The sequence below is a fragment of the Nonomuraea sp. NPDC049129 genome, assembly GCF_040648495.1.
Taxonomy (GTDB): Bacteria; Actinomycetota; Actinomycetes; order Streptosporangiales; family Streptosporangiaceae; genus Nonomuraea.
This window is the reverse complement of record NZ_JBEZDU010000041.1, coordinates 42,208-60,657: the sequence shown is the minus strand read 5'-3', so window position 1 is coordinate 60,657 and position 18,450 is coordinate 42,208. Positions and strand designations below refer to the sequence as shown.

The 18,450-nt window shown below is 69.9% G+C and carries 20 protein-coding genes; 6 read left to right on the top strand and 14 right to left on the bottom strand.

Going from position 1 to position 18,450, the window contains the following annotated elements; all coding sequences use genetic code 11:
- Nucleotides 1–13: 13 nt before the first annotated feature.
- The 4 genes from AB0B64_RS56910 to AB0B64_RS56895 are packed head-to-tail and all read right to left on the bottom strand — an operon-like array spanning nt 14 to nt 3,123.
- Nucleotides 14–424: an Rrf2 family transcriptional regulator gene (locus AB0B64_RS56910; protein WP_357960885.1), complete on the bottom strand. Its 411-nt coding sequence runs from the start codon at nt 422–424 to the stop codon at nt 14–16.
- On the bottom strand, nt 424–1,278 hold the full coding sequence (locus AB0B64_RS56905; protein WP_357960887.1) for an ABC transporter permease: 855 nt from the start codon (nt 1,276–1,278) through the stop codon (nt 424–426). The genes AB0B64_RS56910 and AB0B64_RS56905 overlap by 1 nt, the downstream gene beginning before the upstream one ends.
- Nucleotides 1,268–2,086 carry an ABC transporter ATP-binding protein gene (locus AB0B64_RS56900; RefSeq protein WP_357960889.1) on the bottom strand — a complete coding sequence of 273 codons (819 nt, stop codon included), beginning with the start codon at nt 2,084–2,086 and terminating at the stop codon, nt 1,268–1,270. Before AB0B64_RS56900 ends, AB0B64_RS56905 begins: the two co-directional genes overlap by 11 nt.
- A 5-nt stretch (nt 2,087–2,091) precedes the next feature.
- Nucleotides 2,092–3,123, bottom strand: coding sequence for an ABC transporter substrate-binding protein (locus AB0B64_RS56895; RefSeq protein ID WP_357960892.1), 1,032 nt, complete (start codon nt 3,121–3,123; stop codon nt 2,092–2,094).
- A 105-nt stretch (nt 3,124–3,228) separates the two neighbouring features.
- On the opposite strand from AB0B64_RS56895, the gene AB0B64_RS56890 reads away from it, so the two are divergent.
- Nucleotides 3,229–3,957 carry a class I SAM-dependent methyltransferase gene (locus tag AB0B64_RS56890; protein WP_357960895.1) on the top strand — a complete coding sequence of 243 codons (729 nt, stop codon included), beginning with the start codon at nt 3,229–3,231 and terminating at the stop codon, nt 3,955–3,957.
- Nucleotides 3,958–3,967: 10 nt separating this feature from the next.
- On the opposite strand, the gene AB0B64_RS56885 is transcribed toward AB0B64_RS56890, so the two are convergent.
- Complete coding sequence (locus AB0B64_RS56885) at nt 3,968–5,335, bottom strand: LCP family protein (RefSeq protein WP_357960898.1); 1,368 nt, start codon at nt 5,333–5,335, stop codon at nt 3,968–3,970.
- 126 nt (nt 5,336–5,461) lie between these two features.
- Here AB0B64_RS56885 and AB0B64_RS56880 point away from each other — a divergent pair, with 126 nt between their 5' ends.
- Nucleotides 5,462–6,319, top strand: coding sequence for a class I SAM-dependent methyltransferase (locus AB0B64_RS56880; protein ID WP_358204076.1), 858 nt, complete (start codon nt 5,462–5,464; stop codon nt 6,317–6,319).
- Here AB0B64_RS56880 and AB0B64_RS56875 read toward each other — a convergent pair.
- The 6 genes from AB0B64_RS56875 to AB0B64_RS56850 all read right to left on the bottom strand — a co-directional run bounded on the left by AB0B64_RS56875 (nt 6,274) and on the right by AB0B64_RS56850 (nt 11,867).
- Complete coding sequence (locus tag AB0B64_RS56875) at nt 6,274–7,158, bottom strand: NAD(P)-dependent oxidoreductase (RefSeq protein ID WP_358204071.1); 885 nt, start codon at nt 7,156–7,158, stop codon at nt 6,274–6,276. The genes AB0B64_RS56880 and AB0B64_RS56875 overlap by 46 nt on opposite strands.
- Entirely contained in the window at nt 7,155–8,330 is a 1,176-nt protein-coding gene (locus AB0B64_RS56870; RefSeq protein ID WP_358204067.1) for a cytochrome P450, read from the bottom strand. The genes AB0B64_RS56875 and AB0B64_RS56870 overlap by 4 nt, the downstream gene beginning before the upstream one ends.
- A complete protein-coding gene (locus tag AB0B64_RS56865; RefSeq protein ID WP_357960910.1) occupies nt 8,327–9,277 on the bottom strand; it encodes a ketoacyl-ACP synthase III in 951 nt (316 codons plus the stop codon). The genes AB0B64_RS56870 and AB0B64_RS56865 overlap by 4 nt, the downstream gene beginning before the upstream one ends.
- A 138-nt stretch (nt 9,278–9,415) precedes the next feature.
- On the bottom strand, nt 9,416–10,396 hold the full coding sequence (locus AB0B64_RS56860) for a polyprenyl synthetase family protein (RefSeq protein WP_358204060.1): 981 nt from the start codon (nt 10,394–10,396) through the stop codon (nt 9,416–9,418).
- Nucleotides 10,397–10,841: 445 nt separating this feature from the next.
- Nucleotides 10,842–11,714: a hypothetical protein gene (locus tag AB0B64_RS56855; protein WP_358204055.1), complete on the bottom strand. Its 873-nt coding sequence runs from the start codon at nt 11,712–11,714 to the stop codon at nt 10,842–10,844.
- 18 nt (nt 11,715–11,732) lie between these two features.
- Nucleotides 11,733–11,867: a hypothetical protein gene (locus AB0B64_RS56850; RefSeq protein WP_357960919.1), complete on the bottom strand. Its 135-nt coding sequence runs from the start codon at nt 11,865–11,867 to the stop codon at nt 11,733–11,735.
- Nucleotides 11,868–12,217: 350 nt separating this feature from the next.
- Between AB0B64_RS56850 and AB0B64_RS56845 the strand changes: the two genes are divergently transcribed.
- The gene (locus AB0B64_RS56845; protein ID WP_358204048.1) at nt 12,218–13,171 is read left to right on the top strand and encodes a serine hydrolase; all 954 of its coding nucleotides are present in this window, start codon (nt 12,218–12,220) and stop codon (nt 13,169–13,171) included.
- 123 nt (nt 13,172–13,294) lie between these two features.
- Here the strand turns inward: AB0B64_RS56845 and AB0B64_RS56840 are convergent, their stop codons facing one another.
- Nucleotides 13,295–14,254 carry a zinc-binding dehydrogenase gene (locus AB0B64_RS56840; RefSeq protein ID WP_358204042.1) on the bottom strand — a complete coding sequence of 320 codons (960 nt, stop codon included), beginning with the start codon at nt 14,252–14,254 and terminating at the stop codon, nt 13,295–13,297.
- A gap of 84 nt (nt 14,255–14,338) precedes the next feature.
- On the opposite strand from AB0B64_RS56840, the gene AB0B64_RS56835 reads away from it, so the two are divergent.
- Complete coding sequence (locus AB0B64_RS56835; RefSeq protein ID WP_358204037.1) at nt 14,339–14,947, top strand: helix-turn-helix domain-containing protein; 609 nt, start codon at nt 14,339–14,341, stop codon at nt 14,945–14,947.
- Nucleotides 14,948–14,983: 36 nt separating this feature from the next.
- Here the strand turns inward: AB0B64_RS56835 and AB0B64_RS56830 are convergent, their stop codons facing one another.
- The gene (locus tag AB0B64_RS56830; RefSeq protein ID WP_358204030.1) at nt 14,984–15,853 is read right to left on the bottom strand and encodes a LysR substrate-binding domain-containing protein; all 870 of its coding nucleotides are present in this window, start codon (nt 15,851–15,853) and stop codon (nt 14,984–14,986) included.
- 71 nt (nt 15,854–15,924) lie between these two features.
- Between AB0B64_RS56830 and dapA the strand changes: the two genes are divergently transcribed.
- The gene (dapA, locus tag AB0B64_RS56825) at nt 15,925–16,803 is read left to right on the top strand and encodes a 4-hydroxy-tetrahydrodipicolinate synthase (RefSeq protein WP_358204024.1); all 879 of its coding nucleotides are present in this window, start codon (nt 15,925–15,927) and stop codon (nt 16,801–16,803) included.
- On the opposite strand, the gene AB0B64_RS56820 is transcribed toward dapA, so the two are convergent.
- Nucleotides 16,765–17,910: an FAD-dependent monooxygenase gene (locus AB0B64_RS56820; protein WP_357960936.1), complete on the bottom strand. Its 1,146-nt coding sequence runs from the start codon at nt 17,908–17,910 to the stop codon at nt 16,765–16,767. The genes dapA and AB0B64_RS56820 overlap by 39 nt on opposite strands.
- Nucleotides 17,911–17,994: 84 nt before the next feature.
- Between AB0B64_RS56820 and AB0B64_RS56815 the strand changes: the two genes are divergently transcribed.
- Complete coding sequence (locus tag AB0B64_RS56815; RefSeq protein ID WP_357960939.1) at nt 17,995–18,438, top strand: MarR family transcriptional regulator; 444 nt, start codon at nt 17,995–17,997, stop codon at nt 18,436–18,438.
- Nucleotides 18,439–18,450 lie beyond the last annotated feature (12 nt).

Sequence of the window (18,450 nt, the reverse complement as noted above, 5' to 3'; positions counted from 1 at the left end):
CAGCGCTGCGGCACTAGCGGGTGCTGGGGCGGGTGGTGGAGTCGCTGGAGACGATCTGCGCGAAGGTGACCTCCGTGAGCAGGCGTTCCTCGTGTTCGCGCAGCGCGCTCCAGACGTCGGCCAGCGGGCCCGCGACACCCGGGTAGCCGCCGTGCGCCGGATACTCCGGCTTGCCCTCGATGACCGCGATCACATCGGCGAGCGTGATGTCGTCCGCCGGGCGGGCCAGCCAGTAGCCGCCCTCAGGGCCGCGCAGGCTGTGGATGAGCCCGGCCCTCCTGAGTTGCAGCAGGATGTTGTCGAGGAAGCGGCGCGGGATGTTCTGGGCCGAGGCGATGCGCTCGGCCGGCACCGGCCCCGGCGGTGCCGCCGCTAATTCGGTGACCGCCCGCAGCGCGTAATCGGTTCGCGCGGAGACCCGCATCACATCGGATTGAGGCCCCAGCGCCGGCGTAGGGCGCTGTCGGCGGCCTCGAACAGCATGTCGATCACGATGCCGATCACCAGGATCACGATCATCGTGCCGATCAGTCCCGGCGAGTCGGACAGTTCCCGTGAGATCGCCAGTTGCTCGCCGAGCGACGACTGGTACGCGATGATGACGAGCAGTTCGCCGGCCATCAGTGAGCGCCAGGCGAACGCCCATCCCTGCTTCAGCCCTGCCAGGAACGACGGCAGCGACGCGGGCAGGATCACGTGCCGGTAGAGCTGCAATCGCCGGAACCCGAGCACATGCCCGGCCCGCAGCAGCAGCGGAGGCGTGTAGTCGACACCGGTGATCAGGCCGTTGGCGATCGACGGGGCGGCACCCAGGATCACCACAAAAGTGATGGCGCTCTCGGTCAGCCCGAACAGCAGGATCGCGAACGGGAACCAGGCGATCGACGGCATGGTCTGCAGGCCGGTGATCAGCGCCCCGAAGGCGGCCCGCAGCACCTTCACCCGCGACACGGCCGCGCCGATGACCAGGCCCACGAGCACGGCCAGCGCGAAGCCGGTGACGGCTCGGCGCATGGTGGTCGCCACGGCCTGGTAGAACTCGGGGTCGCCGAGGCGGTGCCCGAGGTCCTGGAAGGTGGTGATCGGTCCGGCGAAGACGTACTCGGGCCAGCGGCCGCTCAGCACGACCAGCTCCCAGGCGACCAGCACCAGCGCGACCGCGGTCAGCATCGGCCAGAGCCTCGCCCAGACCCGGGACGCCACTCCGGCGCGCTGCTCACCGGCCAGTTCCAGCGCGTCGAGCCCGGCCATCTGGCGCGCGTGCGTATCAATGGCCATGGCGCAACACCTCTTCCTTCAGCCGGTCGGTGATCCTCGCGGCGAGCCCGGCGACCTCCGCGGAGTCGGTGCGGCGAGGCCGGGCGAGCTCGACCGGGAACTCCTCGACCACGCTGCCGGGACGGCTGCTGAGCAGCACGACCCGGTCGCCGAGCCGGACCGCCTCGCGGACGTTGTGCGTGACGAACAGGACCGACAGCGCCTGTTCCCGCCAGATCCGCTCGAGCTCGTCGTGCAGCAGGTCGCGGGTCATCGCGTCGAGCGCTCCGAACGGCTCGTCCATCAGCAGCACCGCGCCGCTCTCCGACGAGGACGAGGACGAGGATGAGGATGAGGACGAGGACGAGGAGGACTGGGCGAGCGCGCGGGCCAGAGCGACGCGCTGGCGCATCCCGCCGGACAGCTCATGCGGGCGCTTCTTCCCGAACCCGCCTAGATGCACCATCTCAAGGAACTCGGCCGCCCTCGTACGACGGTCGTGTTTGGCGAGGTTGTCGGCGCGGAAGGCCATCTCGACGTTGGCCGAGACCGTGAGCCACGGGAACAGCGCCGGCTCCTGGAACATCATCGCGACCTGTCGCCCAGCCGTGGAGATCTCCCCCTGTGTCGGCCGGTCGAGCCCGGCGACCAGCGAGAGCAGCGTGCTCTTGCCACAGCCGGAGGCGCCCAGGAGGCAGACGAACTCGCCGGGCCGTACCGACAGTGAGACCTTGTCGAGGGCGAGCAGCCCGTTGCCGCCGTGACCGTAGACCTTGGAGACGGCCTCCAGCCGGACCGCGGCCGTACGATCGACCACCTGCGTCGTCATGTGCGTCACCTGTCCGAAATCGACTGCTGGCCCTGCGCGGCCAGCACCTCGTTGAGTGGCTTCAGGTTGTAGATGCCGTTCAGGTCCACCGGCTTGAGCAGCCCGACCTTGACGGCGTGGTCCGCGCTGCCGGTGAGGGAGGAGGCGATGGGGTCGTTCGTGAACGTGATGTTCTTGAACGCGCTCTGCAGGACCTCGGGCTTGAGCGGCTTCTGGGTGAGCTTCTCGATCGCGGCGTTGACGGTCTGCGCGGCCGCGGCGGGGTCGTCGTTGATGTACTTGGTGGCCTCGACGTGCGCCTCGAGCAGCTTCTTGAGCAGGTCGGGGTTGGCCTTGGCCCAGTCCTGCCGGACGATGAGGTGGGTGATCACGAACTGCTTGTTCGGCCAGAGGTCGCGCTCGTCCTGAAGGATCTTGCCCTTGCTCTCGATGACCAGGCGGCTGGCGAACGGCTCGGGCACCCAGGCGCCGTCGATGTCGCCGGTCGCGAACGTCTGCAGTGTCTGCGCGTTCTCCTGGGGCACGATGTGGACGTCGCCGCCGCCCTTGGTGTCGGTTTTGAGCCCCTTGCTGTCCAGCCAGTAGCGCAGCGCGACGTCCTGGGTGTTGCCGAGCTGCGGCGTGGCGATCTTCTTGCCCTTGAGGTCCGCGGCCGAGTTGATGCCGGGCTTGACGACCAGGTACACACCGCCGGACGCGGCGCCCGCGACGATGTTGATGGCCTTGCCCTTGGACTTCTCCCAGGCGTTGATCGCCGGGTTCGGGCCGATGTAGGTGGCGTCGACGGCGCCGGAGAAGACCGCCTCGATCGCGGCCGGGCCGGCGTTGAACGTGCTGGTCTTCACCGGTACGCCGAGGTGCTTGGCGTAGAAGCCCTTCTCGACGCCGACCAGGGCGGTGGCGTGGGTGATGTTCGGGAAGTAGCCGAGGCGCAGCTCCTTCGCCGCGCCACTGGGAGAGGCGCTGCTCCCGCAGGCCGCCACGAGCGCGGTGAGTGCGGTTGCGGCCAGAGCGGCTAGCACCCTGCGAGCGTTCATGCCCTACTCCCTATTTCCTACTTAATAAGTCGGCTATGTGCATATGAAACTCTTCAGATCCCGACACGTCAAGTTGGCATAGGGGGATAACTAGGATCTGTCCATATGGAGAGACAGTTGATCAGCCACATCGCGCACGCCGACCACCCGATCGCCTCCCCGATAAGCGAGGCGAACCTGACCCGCTTGCTGCGCCGGGCCAAGCTGCCGAGCGGCGCGCGGATCCTGGACCTGGGGTGCGGCTCGGGGGTCTGGAGCGTTCGGCTTCTTGAGCTGTACGGCGATGCCACCGCCGACGGTGTGGACCTGTCCGACGCGGGCTTCGCCGACGCCCGCCGGATGGCGGCCGAGGCCGGGGTGGCGGACCGGCTGACCCTGCATCATGGCTCCGCGACCGACTTTGCCGCAGCTGAGCCGTACGACCTGGTGCTGTGTGTCGGTGCCACGCACGCGTTCGGTGGGCTGACGCCGTCGATGGAGGCGATCGGCGGCCTGCTCGCTCCCGGCGGGCTGGCGCTGGTGGGTGAGGGGTTCTGGGAGCGGCCGCCGGGCGGGGAGATCGAGGCGGAGATCGGCGAGTACGCGGACCTGCCGGGCACCGTGGCACAGGCCGAGTCGGCCGGGTTTCACACCGTGTACGCCCACGTCAGCGAGCGGGGCGAGTGGTACGACTACGAGTGGTCGTGGACCGGGACGCTCATCGACTGGGCGCTGCGGCATCCCGGCGACGACGGTGACGCCGCGATGGCCGCGGCGCTGGAGCACCGGAAGATGTGGCTCGACGGATACCGTGACCTGCTCGGGTTCGTGACGCTGCTGCTCAGACGCGCCTGACGGCGGGCCGCTAACGGCAGGCCGAGTCGAGGGTGATCGGGTTCTCCGGGCTGCCCGTCTGCGGGGCGGCCTGCGGGTGCTGGGTGGGCGAGCTCTGCTCGGACAGGGCCTGGGAGACCTTGTGCCTGATCAGGGTCCAGTCGGGGTAGACGGTGTCGATCAGCGGCGGTACGAAGTTCAGGCTCCTGATCTTGTGCTCCTTCACCTTCTGCGCCAGGTCCACCAGGTCGGGCAGGACGTTCTGCGGGATGTCAGTGGAGATCGCGCGCTTCGTCGCCACGGCCAGCTTCTCGAAGCTGTTCAGCACGGTCACCGGGTCGGCCTGCTTGGCGACGGCGTTGAGCAGGCATTTCTGGCGGCCCATGCGCACGTAGTCGTCGCTGTCCGTACGCGAGCGGCCGAACCAGAGCGCTTCCTGGCCCGAGAGCTTGCGGGTGCCGGGGCTCAACAGGCCCTCGCGGTACTTGCCGTAGACGATCGGGTCCTTGATGGTGACCGTCACCCCGCCCATCGCATCGATGATCTGCGCGAAACCCCTCATATCCACCAGGGCGTAGTAAGTGACGGGGATGCCGAGAATTTCGCTGATCGTCTTCTTGAGCAGGGCCGGGCCGCGCTGCCCCTTGCGTACGCCCGGCTCCATCTCGGGATAGTCCTCGGCGTACTGGAAGATCTCGTTGAGCAGGCCGGGAGTGTCGGGGCCCGCGCCGGTGAAGCCGTCAGGGAAGCGGTCCCTGGGCGGGCCTTCCGGAAGTCGTACCCGCTGCAGGTTGCGCGGCAGGCCGAGCAGGGTCGTCGCTCCGGTGGCGACGTCGACGCTGGCCACGGTGATGCTGTCGGTACGCACACCGGGACGGCCGGGGGCGGCGTCGCCGCCGAGGAGCAGGAGGTTGATCCGCCTCGCGCCGTTCCACGGGTCCTGCGACACGATGGGGGAGACGTTGGCGGTGAACAGGGTGTTGACCACGTCCCGCGACACGTAGGCCACGCGGGCCGCGTACACGGCCGGGGCCAGGATGAGCCCGCACAGGGCGATGGTCAGGACGGTGGTCACCGCGCGGCCCACGCGGTTCGCGGGCGCCGGACGTACGAGTAGGTACGACCAGATGATCACGCCCGTCCAGACGACCCCGAGCGTGGCCACCATGATGGTGAGAGCGGTGAGCCAGGCGGGCTGGACGGCCAGCGAGAGCAGCCTGCTGCTGAACACGGTGAGCACGGTGAGGATCGACGCGAGCATCAGCACGTACGTCACCATGAGGGCGAAGCCGGTCTTCCGGCGGTCGGCGGCCAGGTGGGCCACCCCCCACAGCAGGGCTGAGGCCAGGGTGAGCGCGATGCTGAAGCCGAGGCCGAACCCGCGTGTTCTGACTGTCATCCCTGGTCAACCCCTCGTTCTACGAACTATGGCCAAGGTTAGTAACGGTTTGGAGGCGGGCGATTTGGTGAAAAGGCAGTGTCGCGGCAAGTTTCGGTGAAGTCCATCTTGAGATATAACGTGTGTGTGAGACGCGGAAGCTATGGATTCGACGCACCATGGGCCCTCGCCGGACTCTTCTTCGGGGCGGTGGTGCAGCTGGCCCTGGTAGCGGTCTCCTTCGCCTTCGACGTACCGGCGGCTGGGATCGCGTTCCTGCTCGGCGCGCTCTACACGCTGGCCAGCGCGGGGAGTTACCTCTACACGACCCGGCGGGGGAAGTTCGTCGTGTGGGGCGAGGAGCTCGGCCGGATCGAGGGCGACGAGCAGGTGCTCGACCTCGGCTGCGGGCGCGGGATGGTGCTGCTGCTCGCGGCCCAGCGGCTGCGCGGCGGCCGGGCCACCGGCATCGACTTGTGGAGCGGCAAGGACCAGTCGGGCAACGCCGAGAGCGTCACCAGGGCCAACGCCGAGGCCGAAGGGGTGTCGGACCGGGTCGATCTGGTCACGGGGGATATGCGCGAGCTGCCGTTCGAGGACGGGCGGTTCGACGTGATCGTGTCCAGCCTGGCCATTCACAACATTCCGACCGCCGAAGGCCGCGACCAGGCCGTCAAGGAGGCGCATCGGGTGCTGCGTCCGGGCGGGCTGATGCTGATCGCCGATTTCCAGCACACGTCGCGCTACGAGGACGTGCTGCGTGAGCTCGGCGTGGTCGATGTGCGCAGGCGCGATCTGGGGTGGCGGTTCTGGTACGGCGGGCCGTGGTTCAAGTCGGAGATGCTGGAGGCCCGCAAACCAGGTCCGGACGGTGTTGAGTCGCGCTCGGCCGATAGTGAGTCGCGCTCAGCCGACGGTGAAGGCGCGGTGGTGTCGGCGGTGCCGGAGGTAGGGCGGGTTCACCAGGATGCGGCGCCCGTGAAAGACGTCGGCGACGGCGCGTAGCCCAGTCGCTCGCGGGCCGCGGTGATGTCCAGCGTGCGCTCGACGGCCAGATGGCCGACGGCGTAGCGGGTCAGGCGCGGTTCTCGGGCGAGCTTCTCGGAAATCGCGGCCAGGCCGTGGGCGAGATGCCGGGGCAGGTAGAGCGGGGTCGCGTCGATGCCCTTCTCCCTCAGTACGGCCCGGAGCGCGTCGTCCAGGACGACCGGCTCGGCGTCGGTCACGTTGTACGTCCCGAGCGGACCCGTGACGGCCAGCAGGCAGGCCATGGCCAGGTTGGACACCGACGTCAGGCTGACAAGCTGCCGCCCGTCGCCGACCGCGACCAGTCTGCGGCCTCTGACCGCCCGCAGCACCCGGGGGAGCAGCGTGGTGTCGCCCGGACCGTAGACGGCGTGCGGGCGCAGGATCACCGCCCGTCCCTCGACCAGGCGTTCGGCCGCCGCCTTGGACGCGCCGTAGGCGTTGACGTACCGGCTCACCGGGGCCTCGTGCTCGCGGGCCATGATCGTCGGCCGTCGCGGGTCGTACACGCTGGCCGTGCTGACGTGCACGAACCGGGCGTGCGGGAAGGCGGCCATGGCGTTCGCGGTTCCGGTGTGGTTGGCCCGCCAGATCCCGGCCGGCGGGCCCCAGTCGGTGACACTCCCCGCGCAGTGGATCAGCGCGTCGAGGTCCGGCTCTGGACGCTCGTCGCCGGTCAGGTCCCACGTCTGGTACGTCACTCCGGGGATCTCCGCGGGCCGGCGCCCGAAGCCGTACACCTGCCAGCCCCTGGCCACGGCCGCCCGGCAGACCGCGCCACCCACGAAACCGGACGCCCCGGTCACCCCGACCCTCATGCGGCCCTGATCAGCAGGTGCTTGTAGGTCGGGAGGAGCACGCCCCTGGCGGCCCGCCGCGCCACCACCTTGACCGGGCGGGCGAGCACGACCCCGGCCACCGCGCGGATCTCGGCCAGCGCCAGCGGATAGCCGATGCAGAAGTGCGGCCCGGCGCCGAACCACAGGCGGCGCAGCTCGGGCGGGTGCGGGCGAGACGGGTCGAACGGGCCGTACGCGCGGGCGCAGTTGTGCGTCACGATCACCACGCGGTCACCGGGCCGGGCCAGGACCTTGCCCAGGCGTACGGGCTCGGCGACGGAACGCAGCATGACCGGAGTCGGTGTGGTGATCCGCATCGCCTCCTCGATCGCCAGATCCAGGTCGGCGCCGAAGGCGTCGTGGTCGTGCAGCAACGCGACCAGCCTGGGTACGAACGTGGCGACCGTCTCCGTCCCGGTGAGGAAGAACGCCCCGGCCGCCCCGCGGGCCTCCGCCGCCGACAGCCCGAGCTCGCGCATCCGGCCCATCACCGTGGCGGGATCCCCCGCGTCGTAGGCGGCCTGCGCTATGTCGCCGATCCCGTCGAGCACCTCGCGGGCCACGGTGAGCTGGCGGGCGTTCAGTCCCCTGGTACGCAGCGAGACCATCGACACCACCCGCTCCCCATCGGCGAACAACCGCCTGGCCCTGGCGGCCGGCACCTCGCCGAGTCCGATCACCCGGCAGATCACCGCCCCGGCCAGCAGCCGCATCTCGTCCACCAGGTCGACCGTGTCGCCTTTCGCCAGGCGTACACGGAGATCGTCCAGCGGGCCGGCCAGCACGTCGGCGACCAGCGTGGCGACGGACGACGGCGTGAACAGCGGCGCCAGCTTGGCGCGGAGCGCGGCGTGCGGCTCGCCCTCCATGTTGAGCAGCACCGACGGGCCGAGCACGGGCGTCCACAGATCACCGGGCGAGCCGGGGCCGTCCTTGCGGAAGCGGCCGTCCATGAGCACGCGCCGGACCAGGGCCGCGTCGTTCACCACCACACCCAGACCCGGCACCCGCACCACCGGACCCAGCCGGGCCAGCAGGCGCATCAGCGGGTAGGCGAAGGGGTGGGCGGCGAGGTAGAGACGCGTCTCGTGCCGCCGCCGACGCCGGACAGGCCGCTCGTGGCGCTCGGGCGGATCGTCGTGGCTGTTCACAAATCCGCCAGCATGATGCCCAGGCTGATGCCGCCGCCGAGGCCGAGCAGCGCCACGCGGTCGCCGCTGCGGGCGTGGGCGAGTTGGAGCGGGAGCGTGACCGACGCACAGTTTCCGTGCTCGGGCAGCGTGATCACCAGCCGGTCCTCGGGGAGGTCGAGCGCTCGCGACAGTACGTTCAGGTACGGCAACGCCACCTGATGCACCGCGATCACCGCGAAATCATCCCAGGTCAGGCCGGTGCGTTTGAGGGCGTTGAGGAAGAGGTCGGGGCCGACGAGCTGGAACGCCTCCTTCAGCCGGCGACCGTCGCCGCGGAAGTAGGAGTACTCCGGGTCGCGCGGATGCATGGACCCACCACCCGGAAGGGTGCCGATACCCCACGCCGTACTATCCGCCGAAAAATCGCGATAAAAGATGCCACGGAGCGGGTCGGCCTCCACGAGCACCGCCGCGCCCGCGTCCGACAGCGTGTATCCCGCGAACGCGTCCACGAACTGCGCCCGATCCCGCACCCGCCAGCGGATCGCCCGCGACGGCGTCTCGCCCGAGCACACCAGCACCCTGCGGTACGACCCGGAGACGATCAGGCCCTCGGCCACCTGGATCCCGTTGAGCAGGCTGTTGCAGGCGTTCTTGACGTCGAACACCGGGCACGACAGGCCGAGCTTGGCGGCCACGATGTGCGCGGTCGCGGGCTCGACCAGGTCCTGCGAGGCCGAGGCGAAGATCAGCAGATCGACGTCGGCCGCCAGCCCCTTGGCGGCCTCGACGGCCAGGTCCGAGGCCTGCTGATCGTCGGCGGCCACGTGGCGGCGCTCGATGCCGGTCATCCGCTCGATGATCCCGGTCGGCGGCCGGTAGCCCTCGATGCGTCGCTCGACCTCGTCGCTGGTCAGCGTGGCTGCGGGAAGGTACGTGGAGATCTGGGTGATGCGGGCCTTCATCTGCCGAAACCTAGCGGGTCGGCCTTGCAGAACGTTTGCGAGCCGTTCACCGGGCCTGTCAGCCGCGCTCGTCCACCGGGCCCATTTGGCGGGCGTCGCGGCGTGCCGGTGGGCGACCGCTAATCATTTCAATGAATCTCAATTAACGGTGGCCAGGAGAGTTATTTGCGAAACCTGCTCGATGTATGCCGTGGGCAAGGCGTACAGGATGCCGGCTGTTTCGGAATCGTTAATCACCGGCAGGGCGGCGAGCGCGTCGGCGGCCAGCCCGCGGCAGTATTCCAGAGTTTTGTGCACCATGTCACCGGCACGCAGCCGACGCAGGACTTCCGCCACCTGGTCGTCGGTCATATTCCTGCCCAGCAATTCCGACACGTCCTCGCCGGCCATCAGCAGGGGCAGGCTGTAGACGCCCTGGCGCAGGTCGTTGCCCGCGGGTTTGCCGAGTTGCCGGCTGGAGGCGGTCAGGTCGAGCAGGTCGTCGAGCACCTGGAAGATCAGCCCGAACCGCTCGCCGTACGCCGCCATCCTGGCCCGGTCCTCCGGCGAGGCGCCCGCGCACACGGCGGCCACCAGGCACCCGGCCCGGAACAGCGCGGCGGTCTTACCGGTGACGGATCGCAGCGCGCTCTCCACGGTCCGGTGCGGGTCGAACAGGTCGGTGGTCTCCAGATACTGGCCCTCCGCCAGTTCGACGACGGTCGCGGCCAGCACCTCGGCCACCGGTCTCGACACGGCCGTGATGGCCGCCAAACCCGCCCTGGCCAGCATGAAGTCGCCGATCACCAGAGCCTTGCCGGCGCCGAGCTCGGCGTTCAGCGTTCGGGTGCCGCGCCGCTCGGTGGCGTTGTCCATCAGATCGTCGTGTACGAGGGAACCGGCGTGAATCAACTCCACACACGCCGCGGCCGTGATCACCCTGCGGTCGGGCTGCTTGCCCAAGGCGATCGCCGTGGCCAGGGTCATGGCGGGGCGCAGCCGCTTCCCGCCGGCGCTGATGATCCGCTCGGCGCCCGCGTTGATACCCGGCAGTGTGGACGATCCGCTGAGACGGCGGATCCTGGCTTCGACCTTGCGCAGTCCTTGGGCGATGGCGGGGGAGTTCAGCAGTCGGTCCATGGTCACCAGCCTGCTCCGCGGCGGCTGAGCCATCCCTGAGAAACGCTGAGGAAATTCTCAGCCGACTGCCCGAATTGCCGTCGATTACTCGTAAGTACGGTGACTTGGAGAAAGATCTGGGATCTAAAAGTAATTGCGGGAAATGGCAGATCGTCCCACTGGTTAAAATCCTCGAGTGTAAAGAAATCCAGATCGTTCTGGGAGATAGATGCTCCATTGTTGGGGGGTAAGCTCCAGCGGGCCGAAACAACAGCGCATCCATTTCTGGGGGACAGACCTTGTACAAGCACGCGATCACCGCTCTAGCTCTAACCGCCTCCGGCCTTCTGCTGGTGGCGGGGCCAGCGGTCGCCGACGACGAGTTCGACAGCGGCTTCACCAGCTCCCCGAGCAGTGCGATCGGGGCGCGGAACGACAAGGCAGAAGGCCACTTCTTCGCCACCGACTACTGGCGCGGTGTCCAGGCAGGCACGTTCGACCTCAGCCGCTCCAGCCTGACCGGCGTCCGCACCGCCCCCACGGCCGCCTCCACCGCGAACGCGGCCTGCCCCGCCAAGGTGAGCGTGGCCTGCCCCGACTCGGTGACCACGGTCCGGCCGTCCGCCACGACCAGCTCGCCCTGCGCCGCCGCGGTGACCATGGTCCGGCCCATCGCCACGGCCGGCACGCCCTGCGCCGCCGCGGTGAGCAGCGTCCGCCCGGTGGAGGTGACCACGGTCCGCCCGATCGAGGTGACCACGGTCCGGCCCTCCGCCACGACCAGCTCGCCCTGCGCCGCCGCGGTGGCCACGGTCCGGCCGTCCGCCACTAGCAGCACGGCCTGCCCCGCCGCGGTGACCACGGTCCAGCAGGCTCCGATCCAGCAGGCTCCGATCCAGCAGGCCCCGGTCCAGCAGGCCCCGGTCCAGCAGGCCCCGGTCCAGCAGGCTCCGGTTCTGCAGGCTCCGGTTCGGCCGGCCGCCGTTAGCTCGGCGTGCCCCGCCGTGGTGACCATGGCCTGCCCCTCCAGCACGACCACCGTCCGGCCGGCGAACGTGAGCACGACCTGGGCCGCCAACACGACGACCACCATCCGTCCCGTCATCGTGGGCACGCTCTGGGCCGCTAACACGACCACGGTCCGTCCGGTGAACGTGAGCACGACCTGGGCCGCCAACACGACGGCCACGGTCCGTCCCGCCGTCGTGGGTACGGCCTGGACCGCCAACGCGATCACGGTCCGCCCCTCCATCGTGGGTACGGCCTGGGCTTCCGTGTCGACCGCGGTCCGGCCCTCGGTCGCCATCGCCGTGAACACCGGCCGCGCCGAGGACTGCAAGCCGGCCCAGTCCTCTTCTCAGTCCACCGCCTGGAACGGCATCCGTACCGCCGGCTGGAGCGGTTGGATGGCATCGTCGGAGCGCGACTCGGCGCGCGGATCCGAGCGCGCGTGGGCGATCGCCACGAGGTAACTCCGCTGTGAGATGAGCACGGGCGCGGGTCCATCGTCCCTGGTGACGGTCCGAACCGCGACCCCGACGGAACCGCTCCGGGCCTGACCTGGCGCCCGGCGCGGTTCCGGCTCCCACTCTCTCGAGCCGTCTGCTCGCCGCTGAAGCGAGCAGACGGCTCGACTGCGTTGGAAGGTGCCTGGCAGTCCGGAACGATCACAGAGCGCCAAAACTATGATCCGATCAAACTATGACGCGATCATAGTTTCCGAGCCGTGAGCGGACGGCTCGTTGGGGGTGAGGTCCTGGACGGTCTGGCACCATGAGCGCGGTTGACTCTCACACGGTGTCAGGTCATAGACCGGGAAGCCCCAGCGAAGAGGAGGTCGTCATGGCATTGGCGGATCGAGTGGACGCCGTCCTACGGGAGGGCAAGGCGCCGAATCTGCACGGGCTCGTGGTCGTCGAGAACGGGCAGATCATCCTCGAACGCTACGGCGCGGGCCAGGACGTCAAGCTCAACGAACCCCTCGGGCACGTCACGTTCGGGCCGGACACGCTGCACGACGTCCGATCCGTCACCAAGAGTGTGGTCTCGCTCCTGTACGGCATCGCGTTGGCCGAGAAGCTGGTGGCGCCCCCGGCGGAGGGATTACTCGCGCAATTCCCGGAATATCAGGATCTTGCGGCTGATCCCCAGCGGGCCCGCCTCACCATCGAGCATGCCCTGACGATGACGCTCGGCATGGAGTGGGACGAGAGCGTTCCGTACACCAGCACCGCCAACAGCGAGCTCGCGATGGAGTACGCGCCCGACCGCTACCGCTTCGTGCTGGAGCGGCCCATCGTGGAGGAGCCGGGGCGGCGGCGGATTTACTCCGGCGGAGCGACTGCGCTGATCGGGCGGATCATCGTCAAGGGGACCGGCCGGTCGCTCGCCGAGTTCGCCAGGAACGCGCTGTTCGAGCCGCTGGGCATCGGCGCGTTCGAGTGGTCGCAGGGTGACGACGGGGACGAGATGGCGGCGGCGGGCCTGCGGCTGACGCCGCGCGACCTGGCCGCCATCGGCACGCTCGTGCTCGACGGCGGGCGTGGGATCGTGCCGCGGAGCTGGATCGAGGAGCTGTCGCGACCCCGGGTGAAGATCGACGACAGGTCCCACTACAGCTACCAGTGGTACGTCGGCACCGGCGAGCGCCCCTCGATCGCCGCACATGGCAACGGAGGCCAGGTGATCCACGTGGCACCCGAGCGCGGGCTGGTCGTGGCCGTGACGGCGGGCGAGTACAACCTCGAACAGCTCAGCTCCGCGGCCGTGCTCGACGCGGTCCTCGAGGGGGTCTGACCCCGGGCCTGACCCTCGGTGGTTCTCCGAGCGGCCCTGACCCTCAGCGGCCCTCGGAGGGACCTGGCCGACAGTGGTCCTCCGAGGGCCCGACCCGTCTGACCCGTTTGACCGGTTTGAGCGTCAGGGTGTCAGGATCAGCCTGCCCAGTGCCGTGCGGCCTTCCAGGCGGCGGTGGGCCTCGGCGGCCGACTCCAGCGGCAGGGTGGCCTCGACGTACGCGCGGCTGCGTCCGTCGGCCACCCTGGCCAGCATCTCCGGGTAGCTGACGCTGAACACCCCGGCGCCCCACGCGGGCCCGCCGCATCCGATGACCGTCACACCGCTGGCAAGCAGATCGGCGGCGCCCACCGCGGCGGGCGCGCCGCTCAGCAGGCCGTAGCAGAGCATGCGTCCAGAGCCGGGCGTGAGGTGATCGAGCACCTGCCTGGCCGACGGCCCGCCGATCGAGTCGAAGACCACGTCCACGTCGGGCAACTGGCCGGGCCAGTCCGGCTCCCGGTGGTCGATGACCTCGTCGGCCCCCATCTGCCGGGCTCGCTCCCGCTTCGGCTCGGCGCCCGCGGTGGCGATCACCCGTTCCGCGCCGAACTCCTTGGCGTGGCGCAGCAAGTACGTCCCGACGGAGCTCGCCCCGGCCTCCACCAAGACGGTCTCCCCGCCCTTGAGCCCGGCCCGGTGCAGCAGCGCCAGCGCGATGGCGCCCGGCGCGGCGGCGGCGACGGCGTCGACCGGCGACACACCGTCGGGCACCGGGCAGCTCAGTGACGCCTGCACCGCCACGTACTCGGCGTAGGAGCCGACCCCGCCGGTCACGGCGGCGACCGTGGTGCCCAGCAGGGCCTCGTCGACTCCGGCCCCGACCTCGGTGACCACCCCGGCCACCTCGGCGCCGAACACCGCGGGCAGGGGCACTGGCACCGGCATCGGCATCGTGCCCGCCCGCAGCTGGGTCTCGGCGTAGCTGACGCCGATGGCCTGCGAACGGATGACCAGTTGCCCTTCTCCCGCCTTCGGCTCCGGCCAGTCCTCGGCCTTGAGCACCTCGGGACCGCCCAGTTCGTGGACAACGATCGCGCGCATGGGACACACTCCTCGTAAGTGAACCTGTGGTCCAGTTAATATATGGACCAGCGGTCAAGTTTGTCTATGGGGGACAATGATCCGATGGAACGGCGGGAGCGGGCCGACGCGGCACGCAACAGGCGGGCGATCCTGGCGGCCGCCGAGGAGCTGCTGCGGGAGCATCCGCCGGAGGAGGTCTCCGTCGAGCGGGTCGCCGTCGCGGCGGGGGTGGGCAAGGGGACGGTGTTCCACCGGTTCGGCAGCCGCGTCGGGCTCATGCAGGAGCTGATGTCGGAGCGGGCGCACGCGTTGGAGCAGGCCGTCGTGGACGGGCCGCCGCCGCTGGGGCCGGGCGCGCCGGCCGGCGAACGGCTGGTGGCCTTCCTGGACGCGGTGGTCGCGATGGCCACCCGAAACGCGGGACTGATCGCCGCGCACGAGCACGCCCGGCTGACCCAGAAGGCCGGGGGCGGGACGCGGCTGGCCAACCCGATCTACGTGGCGTGGCACCAGCACGTCTCGACCCTGATCGCCGAGGCGCGGCCGGATGTCGACGCCGACCTGGCCGGGCACGTCCTGCTCGGCACGCTGCACACAGAGCCGATCGGCAGCCTGCTGCTCGCCGGGGAGTCGGCCAGGGTCGCCGCCACTCTGGGCGACCTGGCCAGGGGTCTACTCGGCGACGCAGGGGGTCCGCTCAGAAGGACGTAGGAGGCCCGCTCAGAAGAGGGGGCGGGTGACGGCCGCTCAGAGTGGGAGGTGGGTGATCGCTGTGTGGAAGGCCGCGACGGCCGCCTTGATCGCGGGGTGCTCCCCGTACCCCCTGCGAAAGGCGGCCAGGGTGCGGCGGCTGAGCGGCAGTCCGGTCAGCGTCACCCCGTGCGGCGGCGCCAGCGCGGCCAGGCGTGGGACGAGCGCCACGCCCTGACCGGCGGCGACGAAGGCGAGCACGGTGTCGAAGTCGTCGATCCGGTGACGGACCCGCGGCTCGAAACCGGCCGCCTGGCAGGCCCGGATCGCCATCGCGTGGCACAGGGTCCCCGGCTTGCCGACGATCCAGGCGTCATCGCGCGCGTCGGCGATCGTGGCCCGGTCCGTGAGGTACATCTGCTCCCCGAACAGCGGCTCCGTCTCCAGCGACGCGTCCGTGACCGGGGGGACGAAGTCGTACTCGTGCACGAGCGCGACGTCCAGCTCGCCCGCCCGCAGCGCGGCGGACACGTCGGCGGGGTCGATCTCGGAGACCATCGGCCGCAGCCCCGGATGCGCGCGGGACAGCTCGGCGAGCGCGGGCGGCAGCAGCACGCGGGCCGCCGTGGGGAACGCGCCGATCCGCAGCGGCCCCGACGGGCCGCCGCGCACCGCGGCGAGCGCCGCGGACGCCCTTTCCAGCTGTTCGAGTACGTCCTGCGCGTGCTCGACGAGCAGATGGCCGGCGGGTGTCAGGGTGACCGTCCGGCCCGTACGCTCCAGCAGCGGTACGCCCGCCTCCCGTTCCAGGGCGCTGAGCTGCTGGGAGACCGCCGACGGGGTGAAGCTGAGCGCCTCGGCGACGGCGGCGATGGTGCCGCGCTGGGCGAGTTCACGCAGGAGGTGGAGCTTGCGAGGGTCGAGCATCAGACAAGCTTAAGCTCGTCAGCAGAAATCCGCGCTGGACCTAACGTATTGATCCAAGCCAGGCTGAGAGCATGTTGACAGGAATCCATGTGCCGCTGGTCACGCCGTTCACCCAGGAGGGTGAGGTGGCCGTCGAGGCGATCGACAAGCTCGCCCGCCACGTGCTCGACCAGGGCGCCGCCGGGCTGGTCGCGCTGGGCACCACCGGAGAGGTCGCGGCGCTGACGCCCGCCGAGCGGGCTCGGGTGATCGAGGTCTGCGTCGCGGTCTGCGCGGAACGCGAGGTGCCGCTGACCGTCGGCATCACCGGCAACGACACACGCTCAACGGCCGCGGCGTTGAAGGAGCTGCCTTCGGGAGTCTCCGCCGCGCTGCTGACCGTGCCGTACTTCCTGCGTCCTTCGGAGCGCGGTGTCATCGCGCACTTCGAGGCGTTGGCGGAGCAGACGCCGGTGCCGCTGGTGATGTACCACATTCCCTATCGGACCGGGCAGGCCGTCAGTGCCGCGACCCTGCGCCACCTGGGTGGGCACCCGATGATCGCCGGAGTGAAGTACGCGACGGGCGGGATCGACCAGGACGCCGTTGACCTGCTCGGGGACCTGCCCGAGGGGTTCAAGGTGCTCGGGGGCGACGACCTGTTCATCTCGCCGCTGCTGGCGCTGGGCGCCGCGGGCGGCATCCTGGCCTCGGCGCACCTGGCCACCGACCGGTTCGTCGAGCTGGCGGCGGCGTGGCGCGCGGGTGACGTGGCCAGGGCCCGGGCGCTGGGTCATCGGCTCGCCCGGCTGTCGGCCGCGCTGTTCGCCGAGCCGAACCCGACCGTCATCAAGGGCGTCCTGCACGCCAGGGGCCTGATCCCGACCCCCGACGTGCGCCTGCCGCTGCTCCCCGCCAGAGCGGAGACGGTGTCACAGGCTGACCTGGTGGCGGTACATCCAGGACAGTGACTCCTGGCTGGCCAGCTTCTTCAGGAAGATCGGCATCATCAGGTCGCGGAACACCCGGGCGACCGGGCCCGCGGCCTTGTTGTTGCTGATCGTCCGCGAATAGGCGACGACCTTCTCCACCCGCCCGCGCCGCTCACTCTCGAACCGCTCGAACGCCGCCCGGTGGTCCTTGGTCTCACGCAGACACTTGGCCAGCACGACGGCGTCCTCGATGGCCAGCGAGGCGCCCTGCCCGGCGCTCGGCGAGGTGGCGTGCGCGGCGTCGCCGGTGAGCACCACCCGTCCCTTGTGCCAGGTCGGCAGGGGCGGCAGGTCGTGAATCGGTAGCGCCAGCGCCACCTCGCTCCGCTCGATCACCTCGGCGGAGAAGTTCGCGTCGTCCCGGAACGCCGCAACCAGCACCGGCTTCCAGTCCGCGGGAACGTCGCCCAGCTCGCGGGGCAGGTTGGCGAACCACCAGGTCTCGCCGGAGGCGGCCACGGTATAGCCGAAGAAGGCGCGCTTGCCGAAGACCATGTTGTAGACGCCCGGCTCGCCGGTGAACTTCGGGTCGTGGATGAGTCCGCCGAAGCTGTAGAGGCCGCTGTAGCGCGGCTTCGGGGCGCTCGGGTCGAGCTGGGCGCGGGTCCGCGAGTGGACGCCGTCGGCGGCGATCAGTATGTCGCCCGTCTCCTCCGTGCCGTCCTCGAAACGGGCCGTCACCTGGTCGCCCGTGTCGTCGAAGGAGACCAGGCGCTTGCTGTACGAGATCTTGATGCCACGGGAGAGGGCCTCGTCGCGGACGACGCGGTAGAGGTCGGCGCGCAGGATCGTGTGGCTCACCGTGCCGTCGTCCAGGGCCAGGCCGTTGGCCACTTCGCCGAGGCGCTTGCCGGAGCCGCTCCACATGACCATCCGCGGGGTGGGGATGCCGGCGGACAGCACCCGGCGGTGCGCACCCAGTACGCGCAGGGCGTCCAAGCCGTTCGAGGCGACGTTGAGAAACGAGCCGACACTCTCGGCCGTGTCCGGGTAGGCCTCGAAGATCTCGGCGTCGAAACCGGCCTCGCGCAGGGCCATCGCGGTGGCGGGGCCGCCGATGCCGCATCCTATGATCAGAGCTTTCATGGTGATAACCTTTCGTTCGGTCGAACGAAATATATGCCGGGAGGGAGGGCTGTGTCCAGAGATATTTCGGAACACCGAAAGAATTTGCTCGAAGCCCTGTTCGTGGCCGGGCGGGACAACAGCAACGCCGCCGTGATGTTCCACAGCGCCGTCGGCGAGCTGCTGGGGGTGGGGATGACCGAGGAGAAGGCGCTCGACCTCCTGCAACGGCTGGGCCCGCTGACGGCGGGGGAGCTGGCGCAGCACACCGGCCTCGCGCCCGCCTCGGTGAGCGGGCTGATCGACCGGTTGGAGAGCAAGTGGCTGGTGCGCCGCACCCGCGACACCAAGGACCGGCGGCGGGTGATCGTCGAGGTCAACCACGAGGCGCTGGCCGGCGGCGCCGAGGTCTTCGAGCCGCTGGTGACCGGGCTGTCCGAGCTCTACGCCGGCTACTCGGACGAGCAGTTGGAGCTGATCCTCGACTTCCTCACCCGGGCCACGGCCATCCAGCGAGAGTGCACGACACAGCTGACCTCGCCGCGGTGACCCGTGGTGACG

What these genes read in the sequence shown, in the direction of transcription:
- AB0B64_RS56900 (WP_357960889.1), bottom strand. Translation starts at nt 2,086, where the DNA reads ATGACGACGCAGGTGGTCGATCGTACGGCCGCGGTCCGGCTGGAGGCC.
- AB0B64_RS56865 (WP_357960910.1), bottom strand. Translation starts at nt 9,277, where the DNA reads ATGAAGGCCCGCATCACCCAGATCTCCACGTACCTTCCCGCAGCCACG.
- AB0B64_RS56875 (WP_358204071.1), bottom strand. Translation starts at nt 7,158, where the DNA reads ATGAGGGTCGGGGTGACCGGGGCGTCCGGTTTCGTGGGTGGCGCGGTC.
- dapA (WP_358204024.1), top strand. Translation starts at nt 15,925, where the DNA reads ATGTTGACAGGAATCCATGTGCCGCTGGTCACGCCGTTCACCCAGGAG.
- AB0B64_RS56830 (WP_358204030.1), bottom strand. Translation starts at nt 15,853, where the DNA reads ATGCTCGACCCTCGCAAGCTCCACCTCCTGCGTGAACTCGCCCAGCGC.
- AB0B64_RS56845 (WP_358204048.1), top strand. Translation starts at nt 12,218, where the DNA reads ATGGCATTGGCGGATCGAGTGGACGCCGTCCTACGGGAGGGCAAGGCG.
- AB0B64_RS56910 (WP_357960885.1), bottom strand. Translation starts at nt 424, where the DNA reads ATGCGGGTCTCCGCGCGAACCGATTACGCGCTGCGGGCGGTCACCGAA.
- AB0B64_RS56890 (WP_357960895.1), top strand. Translation starts at nt 3,229, where the DNA reads ATGGAGAGACAGTTGATCAGCCACATCGCGCACGCCGACCACCCGATC.
- AB0B64_RS56835 (WP_358204037.1), top strand. Translation starts at nt 14,339, where the DNA reads ATGGAACGGCGGGAGCGGGCCGACGCGGCACGCAACAGGCGGGCGATC.
- AB0B64_RS56885 (WP_357960898.1), bottom strand. Translation starts at nt 5,335, where the DNA reads ATGACAGTCAGAACACGCGGGTTCGGCCTCGGCTTCAGCATCGCGCTC.
- AB0B64_RS56895 (WP_357960892.1), bottom strand. Translation starts at nt 3,123, where the DNA reads ATGAACGCTCGCAGGGTGCTAGCCGCTCTGGCCGCAACCGCACTCACC.
- AB0B64_RS56840 (WP_358204042.1), bottom strand. Translation starts at nt 14,254, where the DNA reads ATGCGCGCGATCGTTGTCCACGAACTGGGCGGTCCCGAGGTGCTCAAG.
- AB0B64_RS56820 (WP_357960936.1), bottom strand. Translation starts at nt 17,910, where the DNA reads ATGAAAGCTCTGATCATAGGATGCGGCATCGGCGGCCCCGCCACCGCG.
- AB0B64_RS56905 (WP_357960887.1), bottom strand. Translation starts at nt 1,278, where the DNA reads ATGGCCATTGATACGCACGCGCGCCAGATGGCCGGGCTCGACGCGCTG.
- AB0B64_RS56860 (WP_358204060.1), bottom strand. Translation starts at nt 10,396, where the DNA reads ATGGACCGACTGCTGAACTCCCCCGCCATCGCCCAAGGACTGCGCAAG.